General features: G+C 48.9%; 23 protein-coding genes. 12 read left to right on the top strand and 11 right to left on the bottom strand.

All coding sequences use genetic code 11. The features are described from left to right. Positions 1–203: 203 nt before the first annotated feature. The 5 genes from I2I11_RS06315 to I2I11_RS06295 all read left to right on the top strand — a co-directional run bounded on the left by I2I11_RS06315 (position 204) and on the right by I2I11_RS06295 (position 3,216). Positions 204–704, top strand: coding sequence for a hypothetical protein (locus I2I11_RS06315; protein ID WP_196266844.1), 501 nt, complete (start codon positions 204–206; stop codon positions 702–704). A gap of 366 nt (positions 705–1,070) precedes the next feature. Then, positions 1,071–1,283, top strand: a complete 213-nt coding sequence (locus I2I11_RS06310; protein ID WP_196266843.1) for a hypothetical protein — start codon at positions 1,071–1,073, stop codon at positions 1,281–1,283. Positions 1,284–1,699: 416 nt separating this feature from the next. Beyond that, positions 1,700–1,888, top strand: coding sequence for a hypothetical protein (locus I2I11_RS06305; RefSeq protein ID WP_196266842.1), 189 nt, complete (start codon positions 1,700–1,702; stop codon positions 1,886–1,888). Beyond that, entirely contained in the window at positions 1,888–2,682 is a 795-nt protein-coding gene (locus tag I2I11_RS06300) for an SPFH domain-containing protein (RefSeq protein WP_196266841.1), read from the top strand. The genes I2I11_RS06305 and I2I11_RS06300 overlap by 1 nt, the downstream gene beginning before the upstream one ends. Positions 2,683–2,709: 27 nt before the next feature. Continuing rightward, on the top strand, positions 2,710–3,216 hold the full coding sequence (locus I2I11_RS06295; protein ID WP_196266840.1) for a DUF2199 domain-containing protein: 507 nt from the start codon (positions 2,710–2,712) through the stop codon (positions 3,214–3,216). 90 nt (positions 3,217–3,306) lie between these two features. Here the strand turns inward: I2I11_RS06295 and I2I11_RS06290 are convergent, their stop codons facing one another. From I2I11_RS06290 to I2I11_RS06275, 4 genes are all read right to left on the bottom strand, one after another. Continuing rightward, positions 3,307–3,906, bottom strand: a complete 600-nt coding sequence (locus tag I2I11_RS06290; protein ID WP_196266839.1) for an NADH-quinone oxidoreductase subunit C — start codon at positions 3,904–3,906, stop codon at positions 3,307–3,309. A 39-nt stretch (positions 3,907–3,945) separates the two neighbouring features. Beyond that, complete coding sequence (gene nuoB, locus I2I11_RS06285; RefSeq protein ID WP_196266838.1) at positions 3,946–4,509, bottom strand: NADH-quinone oxidoreductase subunit NuoB; 564 nt, start codon at positions 4,507–4,509, stop codon at positions 3,946–3,948. A 104-nt stretch (positions 4,510–4,613) separates the two neighbouring features. Beyond that, positions 4,614–5,105, bottom strand: coding sequence for an NADH-quinone oxidoreductase subunit A (locus I2I11_RS06280; RefSeq protein ID WP_196266837.1), 492 nt, complete (start codon positions 5,103–5,105; stop codon positions 4,614–4,616). A gap of 80 nt (positions 5,106–5,185) precedes the next feature. After that, positions 5,186–5,566, bottom strand: a complete 381-nt coding sequence (locus I2I11_RS06275; protein WP_230679938.1) for a PH domain-containing protein — start codon at positions 5,564–5,566, stop codon at positions 5,186–5,188. Between the two features lie 274 nt (positions 5,567–5,840). On the opposite strand from I2I11_RS06275, the gene bshC reads away from it, so the two are divergent. Together bshC and I2I11_RS06265 are read left to right on the top strand one after the other, a co-directional pair. Next, complete coding sequence (gene bshC, locus I2I11_RS06270) at positions 5,841–7,418, top strand: bacillithiol biosynthesis cysteine-adding enzyme BshC (RefSeq protein ID WP_196266836.1); 1,578 nt, start codon at positions 5,841–5,843, stop codon at positions 7,416–7,418. Next, positions 7,418–7,990 (top strand): 5-formyltetrahydrofolate cyclo-ligase, encoded by a 573-nt coding sequence (locus I2I11_RS06265; protein WP_196266835.1) that lies wholly within the window; start codon positions 7,418–7,420, stop codon positions 7,988–7,990. Before bshC ends, I2I11_RS06265 begins: the two co-directional genes overlap by 1 nt. 1 nt (position 7,991) lies before the next feature. Here I2I11_RS06265 and I2I11_RS06260 read toward each other — a convergent pair whose 3' ends face one another. The 3 genes from I2I11_RS06260 to mnmC2 all read right to left on the bottom strand — a co-directional run bounded on the left by I2I11_RS06260 (position 7,992) and on the right by mnmC2 (position 10,791). Next, positions 7,992–8,957 (bottom strand): hypothetical protein, encoded by a 966-nt coding sequence (locus tag I2I11_RS06260; RefSeq protein ID WP_196266834.1) that lies wholly within the window; start codon positions 8,955–8,957, stop codon positions 7,992–7,994. A gap of 185 nt (positions 8,958–9,142) precedes the next feature. After that, positions 9,143–9,469, bottom strand: a complete 327-nt coding sequence (locus I2I11_RS06255; RefSeq protein WP_196266833.1) for a hypothetical protein — start codon at positions 9,467–9,469, stop codon at positions 9,143–9,145. 638 nt (positions 9,470–10,107) lie between these two features. After that, positions 10,108–10,791: a tRNA (5-methylaminomethyl-2-thiouridine)(34)-methyltransferase MnmC2 gene (mnmC2, locus tag I2I11_RS06250; protein WP_196266832.1), complete on the bottom strand. Its 684-nt coding sequence runs from the start codon at positions 10,789–10,791 to the stop codon at positions 10,108–10,110. 174 nt (positions 10,792–10,965) lie between these two features. Here mnmC2 and I2I11_RS06245 point away from each other — a divergent pair, with 174 nt between their 5' ends. Together I2I11_RS06245 and rlmN are read left to right on the top strand one after the other, a co-directional pair. Beyond that, positions 10,966–11,406: an acyl-CoA thioesterase gene (locus tag I2I11_RS06245; protein WP_196266831.1), complete on the top strand. Its 441-nt coding sequence runs from the start codon at positions 10,966–10,968 to the stop codon at positions 11,404–11,406. A gap of 9 nt (positions 11,407–11,415) precedes the next feature. Continuing rightward, positions 11,416–12,489, top strand: coding sequence for a dual-specificity RNA methyltransferase RlmN (gene rlmN / locus I2I11_RS06240; RefSeq protein WP_196266830.1), 1,074 nt, complete (start codon positions 11,416–11,418; stop codon positions 12,487–12,489). A 127-nt stretch (positions 12,490–12,616) separates the two neighbouring features. Here the strand turns inward: rlmN and I2I11_RS06235 are convergent, their stop codons facing one another. After that, positions 12,617–13,579 carry a YihY/virulence factor BrkB family protein gene (locus I2I11_RS06235; protein ID WP_196266829.1) on the bottom strand — a complete coding sequence of 321 codons (963 nt, stop codon included), beginning with the start codon at positions 13,577–13,579 and terminating at the stop codon, positions 12,617–12,619. 153 nt (positions 13,580–13,732) lie between these two features. Here I2I11_RS06235 and I2I11_RS06230 point away from each other — a divergent pair, with 153 nt between their 5' ends. Continuing rightward, on the top strand, positions 13,733–14,470 hold the full coding sequence (locus tag I2I11_RS06230; RefSeq protein WP_196266828.1) for a hypothetical protein: 738 nt from the start codon (positions 13,733–13,735) through the stop codon (positions 14,468–14,470). Between the two features lie 186 nt (positions 14,471–14,656). Here the strand turns inward: I2I11_RS06230 and I2I11_RS06225 are convergent, their stop codons facing one another. From I2I11_RS06225 to I2I11_RS06215, 3 genes are all read right to left on the bottom strand, one after another. Then, positions 14,657–16,108, bottom strand: coding sequence for a DUF4403 family protein (locus I2I11_RS06225; protein WP_196266827.1), 1,452 nt, complete (start codon positions 16,106–16,108; stop codon positions 14,657–14,659). Between the two features lie 192 nt (positions 16,109–16,300). Further along, complete coding sequence (locus tag I2I11_RS06220) at positions 16,301–17,029, bottom strand: DUF3891 family protein (RefSeq protein ID WP_196266826.1); 729 nt, start codon at positions 17,027–17,029, stop codon at positions 16,301–16,303. A gap of 175 nt (positions 17,030–17,204) precedes the next feature. Next, positions 17,205–18,179, bottom strand: coding sequence for an NAD-dependent epimerase/dehydratase family protein (locus I2I11_RS06215; protein ID WP_196266825.1), 975 nt, complete (start codon positions 18,177–18,179; stop codon positions 17,205–17,207). Between the two features lie 240 nt (positions 18,180–18,419). Here I2I11_RS06215 and I2I11_RS06210 point away from each other — a divergent pair, with 240 nt between their 5' ends. Both I2I11_RS06210 and kbl read left to right on the top strand, forming a co-directional pair. Then, on the top strand, positions 18,420–19,439 hold the full coding sequence (locus tag I2I11_RS06210) for a hypothetical protein (protein WP_196266824.1): 1,020 nt from the start codon (positions 18,420–18,422) through the stop codon (positions 19,437–19,439). Between the two features lie 184 nt (positions 19,440–19,623). After that, positions 19,624–20,814 carry a glycine C-acetyltransferase gene (gene kbl / locus I2I11_RS06205; RefSeq protein WP_196266823.1) on the top strand — a complete coding sequence of 397 codons (1,191 nt, stop codon included), beginning with the start codon at positions 19,624–19,626 and terminating at the stop codon, positions 20,812–20,814. Positions 20,815–20,828: the final 14 nt, after the last annotated feature.

Below are 20,828 nucleotides of genomic sequence, written 5' to 3'. Positions count from 1 at the left end.
AAAGGGGGATTTAAAACAGCAGTTTGTTGGGGCATCCTGATGCGCCCAACTTATAGAGGATTGACGATGCTGATTTTTAATATAAATTATTATATTTCGTATATATAATATATTCGGTAGTTCAGTTACATTTAGCTATCTGTATTTAGTAGTATAAACGGAGTAACTCCGTTTAGCAATTAGTTAGGCAAAAGTTAAAATGAATGAAATTATCATTAATAGTAGTCTTCCTCTCAGTAGTGTCACTTGACTTATTTGCTCAAGATAAATATGCAGGAGAATACTATAACTACTTTGGAAGTAAACTTAAGTTGAACTCTGACTTAACTTTTGAGCAAGTTTGGCATTTTGATTTAGCTTCAAACTGGACTAAAGGCACATGGAAAGTAAGTAAAGACACTATCTACATCAATATTAAGCCTGTTTATGATACGCTTAAGCTTGTGAAGAATGGCGATAGTGTGGCTGATTCGCTGGTCCTGTCCTTGGATGATAAAGCCGAATCAATATCTGCTGAAGAGTATGCCATGAGTTTGATTACTAGTGGTGGGCAAAGTATAAATTCAGTTCCAGAAAGGCTATACTATAGTAGAAAAAGATTGATGGCCATTGATGAAAATGGGAAGCTAAAGAAGAAAAAAGTTAGAGGTGTTTTGGCAAAAAGAAAACATGTGCCTTGGTACATCAAGCGAGAAAATAAATAAACCTCAGCTCAACAAAGCACATGAGCAAAACTTCGGCTGCGCCTTGTTCACCTCATGTACGAGCCGTTGTAATCAATACCATAGGAAGAGATAGATAAATCAATAAGGGATTTCTTGTATAAACCCATAGTTGGCTTGGATGTGGTGCTTACCATCATTGCCTGATAGCGGAAAAGACATTAGAAAATGAGAGGTGAAAAAGGCCTTGGTTGCTGAATTAAGGCACTAGAAGCTAATTAATTAAACAAAAATATAAACTTTCTAAGCAGCAAATCGTTAAGCAAACATATAATATATATTATAAAGATTGCTGCCTGAGTTATAATGTCAGGTGTTAAACAATTCTGAGACCTAAATACTTAAAACATGAAAAAGCTATTTTTTGCAAGTGCCCTTGTTCTTGGTTCGCTTAGCCTTTACTCCTGCGGTAACAACGACGGAGCCGCCACTGAAGGTACAGACGGTACTGTAATAGACAGTGATACCACTGTATCAGAACTTGAAGTAGAAACTACTACACGAGACATTGATACTACCTACGATACGGATACCAAAGATATTGATGTCGACAATCAGTAACAAATACTGAGTAAGGAATACCGGGTTATTAATCCGTTAAAAACAACAGCAGGGCAAGCGAATTTATTTAATTTTGCTTGCCCTGCTGTTGTTTTACTGCTGCTCCCAAAGCTGTAAGCAGATAGGTTAGTACGTTTGCATAATACTCGGTTACCTGCCGCGTTATAACTACAAACCTGTAGTTTCTCTTCGTTCTGTAAAAACCAACATTCCGGTTCGTACGCATTCTGCTTCCTAAACAACATCCGGGCACACCGGCAAACTGCCGGCTGTTCAGGGCTCTCTCTAATTGCTGCGCTGCTGTTGCACCATCCCACACGCAGCAGTTGCGCAGTCTGTTTATACTATGTATATTTGGAAAATAAAATATGTTTTCAGATTTACCGGCTTTAAGATAGCCGCAGCCGCTCCCAATCATGAAATTCCAATACATACTTTTGCTGGGCCTGCTGCTGGCAGCTGATATTTTTGCTTATACCGAGGTAACCACGCTTATCCGTCAGCCTTCGGATGCTGCAGTTATACTTGGCCTGGTGTTGCTGGCTATACTTATACTTGTTAATTTCTTTGTTATTCGTTTTTCCCTCTCTAAACTAAAAGCCTGATGACCCGACAGATTCTCACCTGGAGCATTGCGTTCATTCTGATACTTGCCTTCTCGATTACGGCCATGCAGTCCTGCACCCGCATCGATGCCGGCCACGAAGGCATTCTTGTAAAACTCTACGGCACCGACAAGGGCGTGCAGGACGTGAGCCTGGTAACGGGGCGCGTGTGGTATAATCCGCTTACCGAAGAAGTATTCCAGTTCCCGACTTTTGTGCAGACCGTAGACTATGCGCCCTTCACGGTGAACGCCAAAGACGGTTCCGTTTTTACCGTAGACCCAACTATCTCCTTCCGGGTTATAGCAGGCCAAAGCCCGCAGATATTCAGCAAATACCGCAAAGAGATCGACCAGATAACCGAAACCACGCTCTACAACTATACCCGCGATGCTTTCCGCATCCAGTTTAACCAATACAGCACCGACAGCATCATCTCTAACCGCCAGTCCTTTGAAGACAAAGTGCAGCAGGCCCTCGGCAACGCACTGAAGCGGGAAGGCTTTGACCTGGAGCAGATGACCAGCGGCTTACAATATCCGGAGGTGATTGTGCAGGCCGTAAACCTGAAAAACAAAGCGGTACAGCAGGCTATGCAGGTAGAAAATGAATTGAAAGTAGCCGAAGCGCAGGCCCGCAAGAAAATAGTGGAAGCAGAGGCCGAAGCACGAGCCAATGAGCTGCGCCAGCGCACACTTACGCCCCTGCTCATTCAGCAGCAGTTTATTGAGAAATGGGACGGCCGCACACCGCTTTACGGCAACTCACCGGTATTTTTTAAGAGCTTGGAATAGTGAGTAGGATGTTTAGCAATTGCAGGTATGAAGTATAATTGTACAAAGTGTGAAAAAGAACATGATAGCTGGCCTGCTCTGGCTTATAGCTCGCCTATACATTACCAGGACTTATCAGAAGACAGAAAAGAAGCGATAGCCACTATAAGTTCTGACTTCTGCACCATAGAATATGACGATGGAACTGACAGGTTCATTAGATGTAGTTTAACCTTAAAGGTGAATAATCATTGCGAGGGTTTAGACTATGGAGCCTGGGTTTCATTGAGCGAAAAGAGCTTCAAAGACTATCAGGAAAATTATAATGACCCTGAACATGAAACTTCATATTTTGGCTATTTATGTAACAACCTAGCTGGCTATGATGAAACAATCAATGTGCCGACAACGGTAGTTACAAGAGCTGGAAACTTAAGACCAGAGATTATACCCCATGAAGACTTCGAGCATGACTTAGTAAAAGATTATTATAGTGGTATAAGCAAAACAGAAGCAGAAAGACGAATAAAGGAAGTACTAAAAAATATTTGCTAATAAATTATTCTCACGCATACCGCCAGTTCGAATGAAGCGGGTGAACATGACTATGATTTAGCTCATTCCCACACCTTCACATTTCCAAATCTATACTTCCGGTTTCTCGCGCTTATCGGAAAAAGGCGTTGGGATACCTGTCAGTTGCTGGGGCTCTCCTCTGAAGCCGCTGTTCTCGTTGTGGTTGTCGTAAGGTACTTTAATGCCGTGATAGTAATCCTGTAGCTCGTAATCCTTGCGGAGCGGGTGGCCTTCCCAGTCTTCGGCACACAGGATGCGGCGCAGGTCGTGGTGATTGGTAAAACGGATGCCAAACATGTCAAACACTTCGCGCTCGTGCCAGTCGGCAGTACGCCAGATGTGGCTCACGGATGGTATTTCCGGCATCGGCTGCCCGGCGGTCGTGTTGCGTGGCACCTGTACTTTCAGCGTCAGGTGGTGGTTGTAGGGAATGGAGTATAAAGTATAGGCTACCTCCATGGTGCCGGCTTCGGGGCCGTTGTCTATGCCGGTGAGGCATGAAAGGAAATCGAAATAAGTGCGTTCGTTGTCGTGCAGCGCCAGGCATACCTCCGGCAGTCGCTCTGTTTGCAACAGCAGGTAAGACTGTAAATTATCCGGCTTTTCAGCAAGTATAACTTCGGTACCAAACTCCGCAAGTATAAAATCTCTTAGCTCCTCGAAGGTCATAATTTTGAATGACTGACTTTTGAATAACTGAATGCCGGATTATGCATGCTGGGCTTTTTCGATAGTTTCATCGGCATCTGCCACCGGCTGGCCCTGTTGGGTGCGTCTGGCCATGATTTGCTGCACGGCGCGGGGTGCACGTATGGTTTCCTTGCGGATGATTTCCTGTAGTTGCAGAAAACCACCAATCAGTGCTTCCGGCCTGGGCGGGCAACCAGGCACGTATACATCCACCGGAATAATCCGGTCTACGCCCTTTACCACATGGTAGCCGTGCTCCCAGTACGGGCCACCGCAGTTAGAGCAGCTTCCCATCGAGATAACATAACGCGGCTCCGGCATCTGCTCATACAGGCGGCGTACGCGGTCGGCCATTTTAAAAGTAACGGTGCCGGCCACAATCATCACATCCGACTGCCGCGGCGAAGCCCTCGGGATAATGCCGAAGCGGTCTAAATCATACCCGGACGCGTAAGCGCCCATCATTTCAATGGCGCAGCAAGCCAGCCCGAAGCCCATCGGGAACAGCGAAGTCAGCCGCGCCCAATTGAGCAGGTCGTCGAGTTTGGTTACCACCACGCCGCCTTCTCCTGTCTTATCCAACTTTAATTACGAATTAAGAATTACTAATTATGAATGAGGGTGCATGAATCAACATACATCCTTTTTCTCTTTCTTCTTTTGTCCTTTGTCTTTCTTCCAAACGGCTATGCTTCACGCTTTGCTTCCTGCCGGGCGTTAAACTGCCGGTATACATCCGGCGGAATGCCGGAGCGGCTTTGCGGCAGTATGGGCTTCGGTTTAATCCAGTCGAGGTGCCCCTTGGCCCAGGCGTAAGCGAGGCCTAGTATAAGTATACCGATGAAGATAAACATCTCGATGAGCGAAAACCAGCCCCAGGCACCATTTGTCGCCTCAATTAATTCCCGGCGGCCAAACACCGTAGCCCAAGGAAACAGGAAAGCCAGCTCCACATCAAAAATAATAAAGATGAGGGCTACTACATAAAAGCGCGGGTTAAACTGCACCCAGGCATTGCCAATCGGTTCCTCGCCGCTCTCGTAAGTCGTCAACTTTTCGGGGTTGGGCCGGTGCGGACGAATCAGTTTTGCCGTGAACAGGCCCAGCATCACAAAAATAACGCTCCCAATCAGGAAGAGCAGAATGGTGCCGAAATCAGAAGTATACGTTTCTGCCATAGCTTGCCGCTGTTTACACAAATTTACAACAAAATTGTGGGAATGCGAACGCTGCAAATGTATACCTGTTGTCTGTAAGGTTACTTCAGTACATACTTGCTCAGTACCCGGTACGCTTCGTTGATATTGTCGCCTTTCTTGAAGTCCTGTTTTATGGTGGGTTCAGTCTCGCCGGTGAGCCATATTTTCAGTTCCGCATCCAGATCTGCTATGCCGGCGCTCTCCTTGGAAAACATTTTGATGCTGCCGTACGGAATGCTCTGGTAGTCGGTTTTGGAGCCGGTTACACCCTGCTTGTTTACCAGGATGAGGCGCTTGTTGGTAAATACCAGCATATCCCGGATTAGCCTGAACGCCCTTTCAATACTTTCGTTTTCCAGCAGCATTGGCTGAAATTCCTTTGTTATTTTTTCGATAGACACCTCTGACGCGTGTCCCATCATACCACTTAGTAATCCCATAGTTGTGCTTGTTTAAAGTATAACGTTGTTTACGTTTGGGAGCGGATAAGTTAAGCTACTGTAAGAAATCTGTACCGCATACACGCATTGAGTCTTAAACAGATTTCTCCTTTTAACCTGAACCCTTATCGCTGCAAATCCTATCTATCCCGGAATCATTAAATCCTGGTCCAAAAAAGAAAATAAAGCCGTTACTTTGTGGCAAAATAGCCCGATGCTGCAACACATTTGCCGCTAAACTGTTAAAAGGGCTATACCAAAGCCAAACACGCTGATGGAAGTTTCTACGATGAAAGTAACGAAGATGGATTATGCCGCAACCGGCGCCTTCTCTCAAACAATACATGATTACCTTTCCCGCAGCAAGGAGCTGCAACCATTCTACAACCATTTCCCGGATTTAGAGGCCTTTGAGGCGCAGCTGAAAGAGAAAAGCTTCAGCCAGGAGCAGCGCCGGACATTGCACCAGGCGCTGCAGCAGCAGTATGCTTCCGTAGTAGAAGTAAACCCAAAGGTGCAGCAAAACATTGATTTATTGCTGCAGCCCAATACCTATACTGTTACTACCGGCCACCAGCTCAATATTTTTACCGGCCCCTTATACTTCGTCTATAAAATTATTACGGCTATCAATACCTGCAAGCAGCTGCAGGAGAAGTACCCGGATTATAACTTTGTGCCGGTATACTGGATGGCCACCGAAGATCACGACTTCGCCGAAATCAACCACTTTAGCCTGTTTGGTAAAACCTATACCTGGGAAACGGCCCAAACCGGCGCTGTTGGCCGTTTCACGACAGCGGATATGGCGCAACTGCTGGAAGAACTGCCGGAAGCTTATCCGATTTTTGAGGAAGCCTACCGCAACAGTAAAAATTTAGCTGATGCCACGCGCACGATTACGCATGCTTTGTTTGGCGACTATGGCCTGGTAAGTATAGATGGTGATGATGCGGAATTAAAAAAGGCGCTGACGCCGGTTGTAGAAAAGGAACTGACGGAGCAATTATCAAACAGATTAGTAGAAGAAGCAAGCGCAGAACTGGAACAGCTGGGATATAAGCCGCAGGTATATTCCCGGGAAATCAACCTGTTTTACCTTAAAGATGGGCTGCGCGAGCGCATTGTGCAGGAAGATGGCAAGTATAAAATCCTCAACACCGATATTAGCTTTAGCCGGGCAGAGATATTGCAGGAGGCAAAGGAGCACCCGGAACGCTTCAGCCCGAACGTGATACTACGGCCGCTGTACGAGGAACTGGTGTTGCCGAACCTGGCTTACATTGGCGGCGGAGCAGAAGTAGCCTACTGGTTCCAGCTGAAAAAGCTGTTTGCTGCCTGTAACGTAGCGTTTCCGGTGCTGATGCTGCGCAACTCGGGACTATACATCAGCCGCAGCAATGCCGGCCGCATGCACAAACTCGGCCTGCAGCCGGAAGATCTGTTTAAAGATTACCAGGAGCTGAAAAAGCAGCTATCCGGGCAGCTGCATGAGGAGGAAATAAGCCTGGATACGCAGCAGCAAGCAGTTGCTGCTGCTTTTGAAGAAGTAAAAAGCCTGGCTGAAAGTATAGATCCAACCCTGGTAAAAGCCGTGGCAGCCGAGGAGCAGAAGGCGCACAACGCGCTGCAACTGCTGGAAAAGAAAATATCCAAAGCCCGCGATAACAAGCACGAGCAAACCTTTAAGCAACTGGAGAATCTGAAAGAAAAGCTGTTTCCCGGGGGCGGTTTGCAGGAGCGCTACGATAATTTACTCTCCTACAAAACCAACAACCCGGATTTTATACCTGCCCTGGCAGAAGCTTTTGACCCGTTTGATTTAAAATTCACGATACTGGAAGAAGCATAATGCGGAAGGCGGAGCTACGCAAACAAATGCTGCAATGGCGGCGCGCGCTTCCTGCTGCGGAAGTGCAGCGGCGCAGCCAGCGTATAGCAGATCTGTTTTTTGCGCATTTTCCGCTGCAGGCCGGGCAAACGGTACATGTTTTTCTGCCGATCATCAAAAACAACGAGGTAAATACCTGGCTGATCATAGAACGGCTGTGGCAGGAGTACCCCGAAGTACGCGTGGCAGTGCCCGTAATGGATGTAACGCGAAATATACTTACACACCATCACCTGACCGGCGAAGCTATGTTGGTGGAAAACGCCTGGGGCATACCCGAACCGCAAAACGCGCAGCTTATACTTGCCGGGGAGGTGGATGTGGTGCTCATCCCTTTGCTGGCTTTCGATAAAAGCGGCCACCGCGTCGGCTATGGCAAAGGCTTCTACGATCGCTTTCTGGCCGATTGCCGCCCTGATGTGCTGAAAATAGGGTTATCACTGGAGCCGCCTGTTGAAAGTATAGCTGACCCAAACCCGTTTGATGTGCCGCTAGATGCGATAGTGATGCCGGATGGCGTGTGGCAGAGGTAAGTTAAAACAGCTTTAGCTGCCTGTCGGTAGGTTCGTTAGATGAGATTTCGGTAAACCTGATGCGGGGGCGTTTTTCTATCAGTTCTCCGGTCTTTTTGTCAAGCCTGTCTACAAAGCCTTTCACGATGACATTGGTGAACAGGGCGCCCTTAAAGGTTTTGATATTCCCCTCATTCGGATAACACGTCAGTACGTGGTTCTGGTACAGGAACCCCAGCGTGTTGGAGCTCTCGTTTCCCCTCGAAATATGCCCCTCCAATTCGATGTAGCTGTTGTGCTGCAAATCCGGGAAAAGCACTTCATTTTCATCTTCATCCGGGATAAAAATAAACTTCTTGTCAGCGCCAATCCTTACATAATTGGCGTCTTTGCTGTCGTTGTAGCCTACCACCAGTTCCCGTTCTTCTTCTATAACAATGGCCAGTTTCCGGAACAGGTCGTGCGGACAGGCGGCAAAAAGTTTTAAATACTGCGCCGGCACATGCAGCGTTTTCCCCTCACTGTTAACAATGCTTACTTTGTTATCACCAATAAACTCCAGGTGTTCTATCTTTCTGTTTGCCAGATAACCAAGGTGTTTTGCCATTTTAAGTATCCAGGTCATCGCTTTAAAAGCATCCTTAAAAATAGCTTTAAAGCCGAATTCCTGAAAGCTGCCTTCCGCCATCTCCTCCAGCGCGGTTTCAAAAAACCTGCCGCCCTGGTGCATAACGGCTTTTTCAAGCAGCAAAGCATCAAAGTTTTCTAAAAAGCGCGTTTCCCAGCTCCCCTGGCTTACGCGTACAGGTATGTCGTATGCAACTTTCTGTAAATCAGGATTCTCGAGGTTTATGAAAAATCGCAGTGCTTCGTCGATGCCTAGCAGCGCTTCGCCGGCTTTTCTGGCATCCAGGAACCCGTTTTCTACCAGCGCTCCTTCATACTTAATATAAGCAAAGGCGCTGTGCGTTTCTTTATCAGTTGGCATGCTGCTCTGGTAAATTTAAGTTATGCATACAAGATAACACATTTCTCTCACCACCAAAATGACAACGTCGTAATATAAGCCATTATAACTGTTTCCCGCGGCCATTCAGGGCAATTATACTTTACCGGAAATAAAAATGCCCTTCCTTATCGGGAGGGCATTTTTATACTTGGCTGCGGCTATACTTAACCTTTGTAATATATCTTATACTTTTTGAGGTCATCTACCGGGCCAATCTGTGCTTTGTCGATTATTTTGCCGCGGCGCTTTAAATGCACTTCCACCGGCGCCATCGTTTTGGTCATATCGGAGTTGACGACCTTCACATAAAACGTACGGGCTTCTTTGGCGGCGCCTTTTTCAAACTGGTGCTTAGAGGTGTTGCCATTTACCGGCATGCCTGGTATAAGCTGGTAATTGGTACAAACCACTTCGTAAGTTGGTAGAAAAGGTTTGATGGCGCTCTTTAAAATTTGTTTTGGAAGTATGAATTTTTTTAGAATGTTTTTCATGTGCCCGGGCTAAAGGTTAATGGGTTTATTTGTGCGGAAAGTTACAATTTTATTTTATAAAACAAGCGATAGATTAAATAAAAAGTGCAATTTATACTTGCTCTAAAGGTTTTATAGCAATATTCACCATGAAACCAGACAAAAACAAGATTTCAACAGGATTATACTTGCTAGGCCGGAAGGTGCAATTATAATTGCGTAATATGTTTAGCAGTTATTATGCTGGAGTATAATAATCCGGTGTTGGCCTACAGTCAAGTATAGATGGTGGCACAACTTGTTGGAAAGGCTTCCCCTAAAAATATACATTAAATTTCCCTCCTTTAAAAAGGCTGCAATTAGGACACAAAATGGAAAAATAAATTTTATACCGCATTTTCTATCTTGTGGTGTAAATGCGGCCAGTTTGCAAAGGCGTAAGTTATTTTAAACCGGATTCATACTTACACCTTTGCAAACTGGCTACAAAGCAAGCCCCAGATCACAGACTTGAAGCAGACATGGATTTGTGCCCTAATCGTAGCCTTTTTAAAGGAGAGCCTGTTTGGGAGGTCAGGGGGTGGTTTGATTAATTCCCCGATAAGTTCTGTCGCTGTCTATAACGCGGCTGACGTATACCTGTGCCGGCCTTGTTTATATTATGCTGCCACAAATGGCTTAGTGCCGCGCGTCATTTCGCGCTTTCCGGGAGGTCCCGGCAATGCCTCTGTTTCAAAACCGGCCGCTTTGAGGCTTCGCTTAAAAGAGCCTTTGGCGCAATATGTTACCAGCACGCCGCCCGGCCGCACAGCCCTGAACAGTTTGGCAAACACTTCGTCGGCCCAGAGTTCAGGCTGCTTATCGGGGGCAAAAGCATCAAAGTATACCAGGTCGTAGTAAGCGTTGGGCGGGCAGAATTCTTCAAGCGTTTCATGGATTTTCTGCAACGTGAAATAGGGGATAAGGCTTACCGGCTGGTTCCAGGGCGCCTGGTGCATTTGCAGGAAAACATCGTACAGCTCGGGGTTAAGTATAAGCTGGTCGTAGTTCAGTTGGGCCACCACTTCCTGCGCCAAAGGGTATTTCTCCAGCGTATCGTACTGGATAAAGGCTTTCCGGGCCAGCGCAAACGGAAAAGTAAGTATGGCATTGAGCCCGGTGCCGAATCCGACCTCCAGAATTTTTATGTCTTTCCTGGACTCCAGCACATGCGCCAGCCCGTGTTGGATAAACACATGCTGCGACTCCTGCAGGGCTCCATGCACCGAATGATAATGCTCGTTTAGCTCCGGTACATAAAGGGTGTTGGAGCCGTCTTTGGTCTGTCGTATTTCGAGGTGCATCTTTTTGTATTACTCTACAAATGTAAGCACACTTATGGCCTGTCTGCAACAGGTTAATTGTTGATTGTTAAATTGTTTAATGGTTAAATTGCTGAATAATTCTTAAATACTCTTATTTGACAACCATTCAGCAATTAAATCACTGTTTAGCAACAATTAACAAACAAAAATAAAATGCCCCGCATACACGTAGCCATACCTGCTTATACCCAATTTGAGGCAACCATTCCCGTCCGCATTACCGACCTGAACTATGGCGCGCACCTGGGCAACGATGCCCTGCTTTCCATCCTGCATGAGGCGCGCATACAGTTGCTTCGCCACTTCGGTTACAGCGAACTGGCGTTTGGCGGCGTGGGCCTGATTATGGCTGATGTGGCCATCGCGTACAAAGGCGAAAGCTTTTATGGCGACATCCTTACTGTAAAAATGGCATTTGATGATTTCAGCAGGTATGGCTTCGATATTACGTATCAGGTGCTAAACCAGGATGGCAAAGAAGTGGCGCGGGCGAAAACAGGGATGCTGTGCTTTGATTATAAGGCCCGCAAGCTTGTATCGCTGCCCGGCGAAGTAAAGGCAAAGATTGAAACTAAAACGGGCGGAATTTTGTAATTTTGCAATATGAATTTGATTGCAGATATAGATATCATCGATAAAAAGGACATCCGGAAGCTGACGCCGGATGACCTGAAAGCCTGGCTGGTGGCGCAGGGCGAAAAACCATTCCGGGCCAAACAGATTTACGAATGGCTCTGGAAGCACGCGGCACAGTCGTTTGCAGAAATGAACAACGTAAGCCTGGCCCTGCGCGAAAAACTGGAGCAGCACTTTGCCATTAACGCGGTGCAGGTCGCTACCCAGCAGCTGAGTTCTGACGGAACGATAAAATCTGCTTTCAGGCTGCACGACAACAACATTGTGGAAGGCGTGCTGATACCGCACAACGAACGCAAAACGGCCTGCGTAAGCAGTCAGGTGGGTTGTTCGCTTACCTGTAAGTTTTGTGCCACGGGCTACATGGACCGTATCCGCAACCTGGATGCCTCCGAAATCTACGATCAGGTGGTGCGCATCAATGAGCAAAGTATAAAGCAGTATGGCGAGCCGCTTTCCAACATTGTGTACATGGGTATGGGGGAGCCGATGCTGAACTATGCCAACGTAATGAAGAGCATCGAGCGCATTACGGCCCACGACGGGTTAGGTATGGCGGCGCGGCGCATAACGGTGAGCACGGCGGGCATTGCCAAGATGATTAAGAAGATGGCGGATGATGGCGTAAAAGCCAACCTGGCGTTGTCGCTGCACGCAGCCAACGACGAAAAGCGCAACCAGATTATGCCCATCAACGAAACCAACTCGCTGGAGGCAATCATCGATGCCCTGAAACACTACCACCAGGTAACGGGCCGCAGGGTAACATATGAGTACATTGTGTTCGAGAACTTCAACGATACGCTGCAGGACGCCGAAGAATTGCTCCGCTTCTCCAAAGTTATACCCTGCAAAATCAACCTGATTGAGTATAACCCGATTGAGAATGCCGACTTCCAGAACACGAACGACGAACGCTGGCAGGACTTTATTTACTACCTCGCCGATCGGGGCGTGCAGGTAAATGTACGCCGCAGCCGTGGCAAAGACATCGACGCCGCCTGTGGGCAGTTAGCTGTAAAACAGCAGCAACCAGCGTAAATTTACGTATCACGATTTTCGGTTTTAATACACTGCATAAAGTATAGGTCCGGTTCCCACAGTTACAAGCGGGAGCCGGACCTATACTTTTATACTTGCTGTCGTGCTACGTATTCCAGCACTAAAATCACTCTTTATTAAACCTTCCTTTGGGTTTGGGACGGCCTTTGGCAATATCGTCGTTATCCTCTGTTACTTCGCACTCTTCTACAAATACGGCATGCAGTTTAGGCCGTACATGCTGCCCGAACCTGTCAGCGTATTGCTGCGTGAACTCCGCGCCAAAAAGCACGATCATCGAAGAATAATAAATCCAGATAAGGATAATAATAACGGAGCCTGCTGCGCCATAGGCTGAGCCCGGGTCGCTGGTGCCGATGTACCAACTGATCAGAAATTTACCTACTGTGAACAGCAAGGCTGTTACGCCGGCGCCAATCAGGGTGTCTTTCCAGCGGATAATGGCATCGGGCAGGTACTTGAAAATAAGTCCGAAAAGTATTGTAATGAGCCCAAAAGACACCACAAAATCGACCAGTTTGATAACCCACACCGCCGCATCCGGGATAAACCTGGTCAGGTAGCCGCTCAGGATAGAAATGGCAGCGCTGATAACGAACGAAACCAGCAGGAGCAGCGCAATACTCAGGATAATACCAAAAGAGAAAACGCGCTCCCGGAGCATGTATAGGATGCTGTTGGAAGGCTTCACCTTCAGGTTCCACATAGAATTGAGGGACTGCTGCAGCGTGGCAAAAAAAGTGGTGGCGGCAAATATCAATGTGCCCAGGCCAATCCAGAAAGCAATGCCGCCCGCGCCGCTGAACTTGGCATTTTTGAGGATGTCCTGTATGCCCTCGGCCGCCCCTGCGCCAATAGCCGTAGATAGCTGATCGGCCAGCTTGCCGGACACCACCTCATTGCCAAAGAAAACCCCGGCCGCGCGTATAATAATGATGAGTAGTGGTGGAATGGAGAAAATAGCATTAAAAGCCAGCGCAGCTGCCAGACTCAGGGCGTTGCCGTCTGTGAATCCGCTGACGGATGTTTTAAGCAAAGGAAAGACTTCTTTTATAGTAAATTTGGCCATAGCTGGTTTGTGTGGTGTTTATATTTATCTGCAGTTTTGATACGGCTGTTTTGGCGCTTGGTTAAAATTACCTGTCGTTTGCCTGCGCTCCGGTTGGTGAATTAGTCGTAGATATTTGTATATTGCTGTCCTCCTGAAACTTAGAAGTGATATATGAAAAGGCGTCCTGTTTTGATGATTTTGCTCTGTCTGGCGGTGTTGCCGCTGGTAAAGTGCCAGAGCCCGGCAACCGACAACAAGGCCGAGGCAATTGCTGACAAGGTAATAGATAACATGGGCGGCCGGCAAGGCTGGGATGATACCCGCTACCTTGCCTGGACTTTTCACGACCAGTATCAAATCTGGGATAAGCAGGAGGATAAATTCCGGTGGGAGATGGACAGCCTGGTGGCCATTATCGACACAGACACAAAAGAGGGCAAAGTATACGTAGCCGGGCAGGAACTCCAGGATCCGGCGAAGAAGCAGGAACTGCTGGACCAGACTTATGCCCGCTGGATAAACAACGCTTACTGGCTGGTGATGCCCTTTAAGCTACAAGACGACGGTGTGCACCTGGCATACCTGGGCGAAGACCAAACCATGGACGGCGCACCGGCCGATGTGCTGGAGATGACCTTCGACAGCGTAGGCCTGACGCCGCAGAACAAGTATAAGCTATGGGTAGATAAAGACAAAGGGCTGATAACCCAATGGGCCTACTTTAAGGATACTGCCGATGCCGAGCCTGGTTTTACCCGCCGCTGGAGCGATTACAAAGATTATGGAAGTATAAAACTGGCCGGCGACCGCAGCAACCCTGAAGGCGAATTCAAGATCACCCACATTGCAGCGCCGGCCTCTGTGCCCGATGCCGTTTTCAACAGTCCCACGCCGGTAGAAAAACTGTAAATTGGACAAAGGGTTTTTTGACAAAGGAATAAAGACTTAGGCGACGGCAGGTTTGCGGAAATCCGATAAGTATACAATTATACTGCCCCCGCTCAGAGGTGAGCGAGGGCAAAGCTCTTCTGCCTTTTATCTTTTTCCTGCTTCTTTTGTCCTTTGTCAAAAAATAATCCCTTATCCGATGCCAAGCTATAGCTTATCTACCGTAGCGCTTAGCCTTCCGGTAGCGTTTACTACGGCTTTTATACCTTCGGGCGTCAGGTAAATGTTGTCTGGTGTGATTTCCTGAATTTTACCTTTCAGCAACAGCGACTCGTTTACGCGGCCCTGCTGATCGAGGGTGGCCTGCAGCATCTTTTTGGCATCGTTTAGCTGGCTTTGCACCGGAAAACTTACCTGCTCCTGTATCATGTCCGTAAACTTATTTTTGGCCAGCCAACTGGCCGTGTTCAGCAGCTTGTCTTTTGTGTCGAGGTCATAGTCTATATCGCGCACTTTGATGGAAGCTGTTTCGGGGTCGTAGTAAGGCGTGCCGCGCAGGTATACTTTGCCAACAATCTTCTTGGTAAACAGCCCGGCTTTGGTTTTGCCGTTCACATCCAGCATCAGCACCAGTTGCTCGCCGCCGGGGGCTATAGCCGCATCGTTTATGGTCAGCTGGCTTTTGCCATCGTCGAAGGTATAAGTTTGCCCGGTCACCTGGGCTTGCAGCAGTTTGCTGGCATGCTCGTAGGGTATATTGGCAGTAAGCCCAATCCGGATGTCGTCGCTCAGGCGGTTGTCCACGATTAGCTTCGGCAGGTTTCTATTTATTTGGATGTCGGGTTTGCCGTTGGTTGTGACAGCGATGTAAGATGAGATGCCGATGCGGGTGCTCAGGTTACCGTTACGGGCCTGCAGCGGCGTCATACGCACCTGCTTCGGCACAATGGTCAGCCAAGCGTTCATGTCATTGTCCAATTTTACGGGCTCCTGCATCATCAGCCATGCCTGCGCTACATACTGGCGGATATTCAGACGATTTTGCAGTTCCTGGTCCAGTTGTTTGGTAAGTTTGTCCATCTGGCTGCGCATGGCAGGCTCCACAAAGCGGGCCAGGCCAATCGTGAGCGGGCCTAACTGCAGCGTAGGTTTGGTATCGCCCCATTCAAAGTCGCCGCTGGTTACGGTGTTGATTTTATAATCTTCCGTCAGGCTGGCTTTGCTTTCCGTTTTGATTACCATGTCAAAACTGGTGTTCTCGGTTTTGTCGATGGCCGGGCAGAGCTTGCAAGGGTCCCACTTCCAGCGGCCCTTGGCGTAGATGTGCAGCGGCACGCTGAAGTATATTTTGTCTTTGTCGGCCTGTACGCGCATCAGGCCGTTTTTAGTAACCGTTATGGCTACATTGTCGCCTTCCAGTTTATCGTCTTTGTAAAGCACACCCTGCCGTTCCTGGTTCAGGCGCTGCTCAATGGCGGCAACCGGCACCGACACAGGCACCGTTATAGAAGAAAGGCTGGGCTGATAAGCCGGCGCGGTGGTGGCCGCAACAGGCGCTGCCGCATTCAGTTTTTCTGTGCTGGAACAACCTGGCAGTGCAAATACTCCGGCAGAAAAAAATAGTATAAAAAGGAGGTAGTATATATTTAACTTTCTCACGCTTAGAGGGATGTATAAAGTATAAAAAATGGCGACGCAAGTTACGACGGCTTTTCCATTCCAGCTATCACAGGCAAGGGTTATACCAAAATATTTGCATTTCGGAAAAAGACTGCTTTATCATATGGTAACAAGCAGCGCTGGCTATACTGCTATGCGAAGGCAGGCTGCCCCGGCGGTTGTAAGCAGATTCTATTTCTTTCTGAAAAGCCACTTTTTATACTTTACCGCTGTCTGGTGCAGCGCCTCCGCCAGTTCGGCATCGTCTTTAAACTGCAACTGCTCCAGAATCCGGTATTCTGTTTGCACCTCCAGTTGCGGTTGGGCAAAAGGCCAGGGTTCCACGTGCAAAGATTCATCCGGCCGCTGCTTTACAAAGTATACTTCCCCGTCAGGGCCGGCGCTTATTTCCAGGTGGCGTTCGCCGGCAGGCAGTTCGTTGCGGCAAAGTATAAGCGACAGCCGGTCGCACCACTGCATCACGGCGTAGGCTTTGGCTGCTGCTTCTTTGCTGATGCCGAGGTGCTGGCGCAGATTATGTTGCAGCTCCTGCTGTTCCCGCACAAAAGCATCGATGTCTTTGCTTTGGCCCTGCTGCCCCTCATAAAGGTAGCTCATGTGCATGGAGGTAAGCAGTGCCACCCACCGGCTCTGAAAACGGACCGCATGCATGAGGGCTTTGGCCTGTGCCAGCGTAACGGGGAGCAATGTAAAGTCGGCCGGGGCACCGGCAGGCGTCAGGCCGTCCCGGCCCTGCCAGGTTTTCTGCCGGTTGTCGTGGTTGGCTATGGCAACAATGGTTTCCGGCCAGTGCGGACATTGCAATGCGGGCTGCAGATAGAAAGCCAGCTGCGCCGCCAATATCCCGTGCGCCTGTTGGTAAATAATTTCCCAGCCTTCGGGGGTGGCATTTACAATCATGGCAGTTTATACTTAGCTAAAGTATAAACTTGCTTTGGAGGAGAAGGTTATACCGTTTCTGCCATATAGTAAAGCAGTCTTGTAATGCTGCATTTATCTTAGTGCAAAGCCATGTTAATCTTAAGATTATACATACCTGCCTCTGGGTTCGTCCTTTATTGACTCCATTTATACTTTAAACAGCGTGCGCTTCCTTCAGCTTTTTAAGGTTTACGAGCATATCCTGTGTCATGGTATCCAGCGTGTAGGCGGGTTGCCATCCCCAATCCTGGCGGGCGGCGCTGTCATCTATACTTTGGGGCCAAGAATCGGCAATCTGCTGGCGGGCGTCCGGCCGGTACGCAATTTCAAAACCAGGCAGATGCTTTTGAATGGAAGCGGCTATTTCTTTCGGAGAGAAGCTCATGGCGCTTAGGTTGTAAGAGCTGCGTACCTTCACCTGTTCCGCAGGCGCATGCATCAAGTCCAGGGTTGCTTTCAGGGCATCGGGCATGTACATCATCGGCAGGTAGGTGTTTTCACTCAGAAAGCATTCATACTTTTCTCCCTCCAGTGCTTTGTGGTAAATATCAACGGCATAATCAGTGGTGCCGCCGCCGGGCAGGGCTTTGTAGCCAACCAGGCCGGGGTAACGGAGGCTGCGCACATCCAGGCCATACTTCTCAAAATAATATTCGCACCAGCGCTCACCAGCCTGTTTGCTGATGCCGTACACGGTATTTGGGTCCATAACGGTATGCTGCGGTGTGTTTTGGCGCGGCGTGTTCGGGCCAAAAACGGCAATAGAACTGGGCCAGTATACTTTAGAAACATTATGTTCCAGCGCCAGATCCAGCACGTTGAAAAGGCCTTCCATGTTCAGGCGCCAGGCAAACTTGGGGTTCTTTTCGCCGGTAGCCGAGAGCACTGCAGCCAGATGATAAATCTGCTTGAATTTATACTTCGCAGCCAGGCCTGCCAGCACGTTAGCATCCAGCACATCTACTTTTTCAAAAGGGCCGGAATCGCGTAAATCGGCTTGTTTAGGGACTGCAACATCTGCCGCCACTACATTCGCGCCGCCATACATGTTCCGTAGTGCCAGGGTGAGTTCTGAGCCCAATTGCCCGCACGCGCCAATTACCAATACCGTGTCACTTGTGTTTGCCATTATTACCTGTAAATCGTTGCGCAAAGTACGCTATTTTGAGGCAAACGAAAATGCTTGTTTTTACGCAAACGTTTTCATCAAATTAAATAATGCTTATTTGCGGGAATACAAAGGCAAGCGGTACTTTAGAGGATTGGAAGCATGATAACACCAAGGCTGATTTTCTTATATTTGTAAAACGGGAAGCGGAATTCTGGTATAATAGCCGCTTTATAAACCCGGCTTTATTATATATACAGCATGACGTTTGAAGAATACCTGACGAAGAAACGGATAAACAGGGCAGCTTTTGAGGCGGCAGAGCCTGCGCAATATGCAGTATGGGAGCAGATGTACGCACAAATGCACCCCAACAGCTTTTATATTTCCGTGAAGATGGTGCTCAACAACGTGCGTCTGCGGTATCATCTGGCAGAGGACGAAGTGCCGAAACCTGCGCCAGCCAATGCTGCATCGGCTCCAAAACCGGCCGCCACCCGGCGGGCCGCGCCAAAGCCGGCTGCAAGCGCACCGGCAACTCCCCCGGAAGTTCCGGCACAACCCGTTGTTCCACAGGAAACATCCGAAGCAGCACCGCCAGATGCCAGGCCATGGCCGGCAGTGCGCCGCCCTGTTGTGCCGCCAAAGCCAGGCGCTGCGGATGAGGAGGCTGCGGAGAAAGCAACAGAAAATCAGGAACAGCCGGCGGCTGCACGGCCACGCCCCGTTATCAGGCGGCCGGTTATACCTAAACCCGAAGCGGCGCCGGAAGAAACGACAAATCAACCGGCGCAAGCTGCCGAAGTACCATCTGAGGCAGGAGAAGCCAAACCTGTGCGCCCCCGGCCTGTTATCAAACGGCCCGCAGCATTGCAAAAACCAGTGGAAAAGCAGCCTGACGAAGTAGCAACACCTGCCCCGTCAGGCCAGGCAGAAGCGGCGGAAGCCCCAAAACCTCCCCGGCCACGGCCCGTGATAAAAAGACCTGCAGCCTTGCAAAAGCCTGCAACCGATGCGCCGCAGGCTGAAGCAGAAAAGACGGAGCAAACGGATACTCCGGCCCCAAACCCGGTAGAGGAACAAAAGCCAAAACCACCGCGTCCCCGCCCTGTTATGAAGCGCCCGACGCCTGCAGTGCCTCCTCCTGATGAGGAAAATTCAACAGCGCCGGAGCCGCCAACACAGGAGGCTCCCGAAAGTATAAAACCACCGCGGCCAAGGCCTGTAATGCGCCGCCCGCCGCCGAAACCCGATGAAACCGGCGATGCAACAAGCGTCTGACCTTAATTTATTAAGCAAGTAAGAGGACACAAGTATCAAGACAAAAGACCTCTCAGGTATAAGATTGTGTGATGAGCTAATTATATTGAATTAGTGATACCCAAAGTATAAGAGTAATCTTTTCTCTGTACTTAAAATTAAAGCGAAACACGAACAACGATAAACGAGATACGACAAACGAACCATGTACGGAACCTTAAAACCAGACTTAGAACAACAGCTTGCCGAAATTCAGGAGGCGGGCCTGTATAAAAAAGAGCGCATCATCACCACACCCCAGGGAGCAGATATCGGCACCACGCTGCAGCCCCACGTCCTCAATTTCTGCGCGAATAACTACCTGGGCCTCTCGGCGCACCCGCGCGTAATTGAGGCGGCCAAACAAGCCATCGACACGCACGGCTATGGCATGAGCTCGGTGCGTTTTATCTGCGGCACGCAGGATATCCACAAAGAGCTGGAGCGCAAACTTTCTGAATTTTTGGGCACTGAAGATACTATACTTTATGCAGCTGCCTTCGATGCCAATGGTGGCGTGTTTGAGCCTTTGTTTGATGCCCAATCGGCCATTATTTCAGATGAACTGAATCATGCGTCCATTATCGACGGCATCCGCTTGTGCAAAGCGCAGCGCTTCCGCTACAAGCACAATAACATGGCTGATCTGGAAGCAAAACTGCAGGAATCGCAAAATGCCAAACACCGCGTTATTGTTACCGACGGCGCTTTCTCGATGGACGGTACCATCGCGCAGCTGGATAAAATTGTGGAACTGGCTGAGAAGTATAATGCCGTGCTGCTGGTAGACGACTCGCACGCTTCCGGTTTTATGGGTAAAACCGGCCGTGGCACCCACGAGTATCACCACGTAATGGGCAAAGTCGATATTATTACCGGCACGTTGGGCAAGGCGCTGGGCGGCGCAATGGGCGGTTTCACGTCCGGCCGCAAAGAGATTATCGACATGCTGCGCCAGCGTTCGCGGCCATACCTGTTCTCTAACTCCCTGGCACCATCTATTGTGGGCGCGTCTATTATGGTGCTGGATTTGCTGAGTGCCACCACCGAACTGCGCGACAAACTGGAGTGGAACACCAGGTACTTCCGCGAAAAAATTACTGAGGCCGGTTTCGACATCAAGCCCGGCGACCACCCCATTGTGCCGGTGATGCTCTACGATGCGCCGCTGGCGCAGGAGTTTGCTGCCCGCATGCTCGACAGAGGCATCTACGTGATTGGGTTTTACTATCCGGTGGTGGCAAAAGGGCAGGCGCGCATCCGGGTACAACTCTCGGCCGTGCACGACAAAGAACATATTGACCAGGCCATCGCCGCCTTTACCGAAGTAGGTAGAGAACTGGGTGTGCTGAAGTGAGCTTGAGTCTGAAT

The sequence above is a fragment of the Pontibacter rufus genome, from assembly GCF_015694705.1.
In the GTDB taxonomy this organism is placed as follows: Bacteria; Bacteroidota; Bacteroidia; order Cytophagales; family Hymenobacteraceae; genus Pontibacter; species Pontibacter rufus.
Note: the sequence above shows the minus strand (reverse complement) of the source record. Positions and strands in the feature narration are given on the sequence as shown.

Excerpts from the sequence above, each read along its gene's own strand:
- I2I11_RS06235 (WP_196266829.1), bottom strand. The coding sequence starts at position 13,579 with ATGGCCAAATTTACTATAAAAGAAGTCTTTCCTTTGCTTAAAACATCC.
- I2I11_RS06300 (WP_196266841.1), top strand. The coding sequence starts at position 1,888 with ATGACCCGACAGATTCTCACCTGGAGCATTGCGTTCATTCTGATACTT.
- bshC (WP_196266836.1), top strand. The coding sequence starts at position 5,841 with ATGGAAGTTTCTACGATGAAAGTAACGAAGATGGATTATGCCGCAACC.
- rlmN (WP_196266830.1), top strand. The coding sequence starts at position 11,416 with ATGAATTTGATTGCAGATATAGATATCATCGATAAAAAGGACATCCGG.
- I2I11_RS06265 (WP_196266835.1), top strand. The coding sequence starts at position 7,418 with ATGCGGAAGGCGGAGCTACGCAAACAAATGCTGCAATGGCGGCGCGCG.
- I2I11_RS06255 (WP_196266833.1), bottom strand. The coding sequence starts at position 9,469 with ATGAAAAACATTCTAAAAAAATTCATACTTCCAAAACAAATTTTAAAG.
- I2I11_RS06290 (WP_196266839.1), bottom strand. The coding sequence starts at position 3,906 with ATGACCTTCGAGGAGCTAAGAGATTTTATACTTGCGGAGTTTGGTACC.
- I2I11_RS06280 (WP_196266837.1), bottom strand. The coding sequence starts at position 5,105 with ATGGCAGAAACGTATACTTCTGATTTCGGCACCATTCTGCTCTTCCTG.
- I2I11_RS06210 (WP_196266824.1), top strand. The coding sequence starts at position 18,420 with ATGACGTTTGAAGAATACCTGACGAAGAAACGGATAAACAGGGCAGCT.
- I2I11_RS06215 (WP_196266825.1), bottom strand. The coding sequence starts at position 18,179 with ATGGCAAACACAAGTGACACGGTATTGGTAATTGGCGCGTGCGGGCAA.
- I2I11_RS06295 (WP_196266840.1), top strand. The coding sequence starts at position 2,710 with ATGAAGTATAATTGTACAAAGTGTGAAAAAGAACATGATAGCTGGCCT.
- I2I11_RS06245 (WP_196266831.1), top strand. The coding sequence starts at position 10,966 with ATGCCCCGCATACACGTAGCCATACCTGCTTATACCCAATTTGAGGCA.
- I2I11_RS06310 (WP_196266843.1), top strand. The coding sequence starts at position 1,071 with ATGAAAAAGCTATTTTTTGCAAGTGCCCTTGTTCTTGGTTCGCTTAGC.
- I2I11_RS06230 (WP_196266828.1), top strand. The coding sequence starts at position 13,733 with ATGAAAAGGCGTCCTGTTTTGATGATTTTGCTCTGTCTGGCGGTGTTG.
- I2I11_RS06315 (WP_196266844.1), top strand. The coding sequence starts at position 204 with ATGAAATTATCATTAATAGTAGTCTTCCTCTCAGTAGTGTCACTTGAC.
- I2I11_RS06275 (WP_230679938.1), bottom strand. The coding sequence starts at position 5,566 with ATGGGATTACTAAGTGGTATGATGGGACACGCGTCAGAGGTGTCTATC.
- I2I11_RS06305 (WP_196266842.1), top strand. The coding sequence starts at position 1,700 with ATGAAATTCCAATACATACTTTTGCTGGGCCTGCTGCTGGCAGCTGAT.
- I2I11_RS06220 (WP_196266826.1), bottom strand. The coding sequence starts at position 17,029 with ATGATTGTAAATGCCACCCCCGAAGGCTGGGAAATTATTTACCAACAG.
- I2I11_RS06260 (WP_196266834.1), bottom strand. The coding sequence starts at position 8,957 with ATGCCAACTGATAAAGAAACGCACAGCGCCTTTGCTTATATTAAGTAT.
- kbl (WP_196266823.1), top strand. The coding sequence starts at position 19,624 with ATGTACGGAACCTTAAAACCAGACTTAGAACAACAGCTTGCCGAAATT.
- mnmC2 (WP_196266832.1), bottom strand. The coding sequence starts at position 10,791 with ATGCACCTCGAAATACGACAGACCAAAGACGGCTCCAACACCCTTTAT.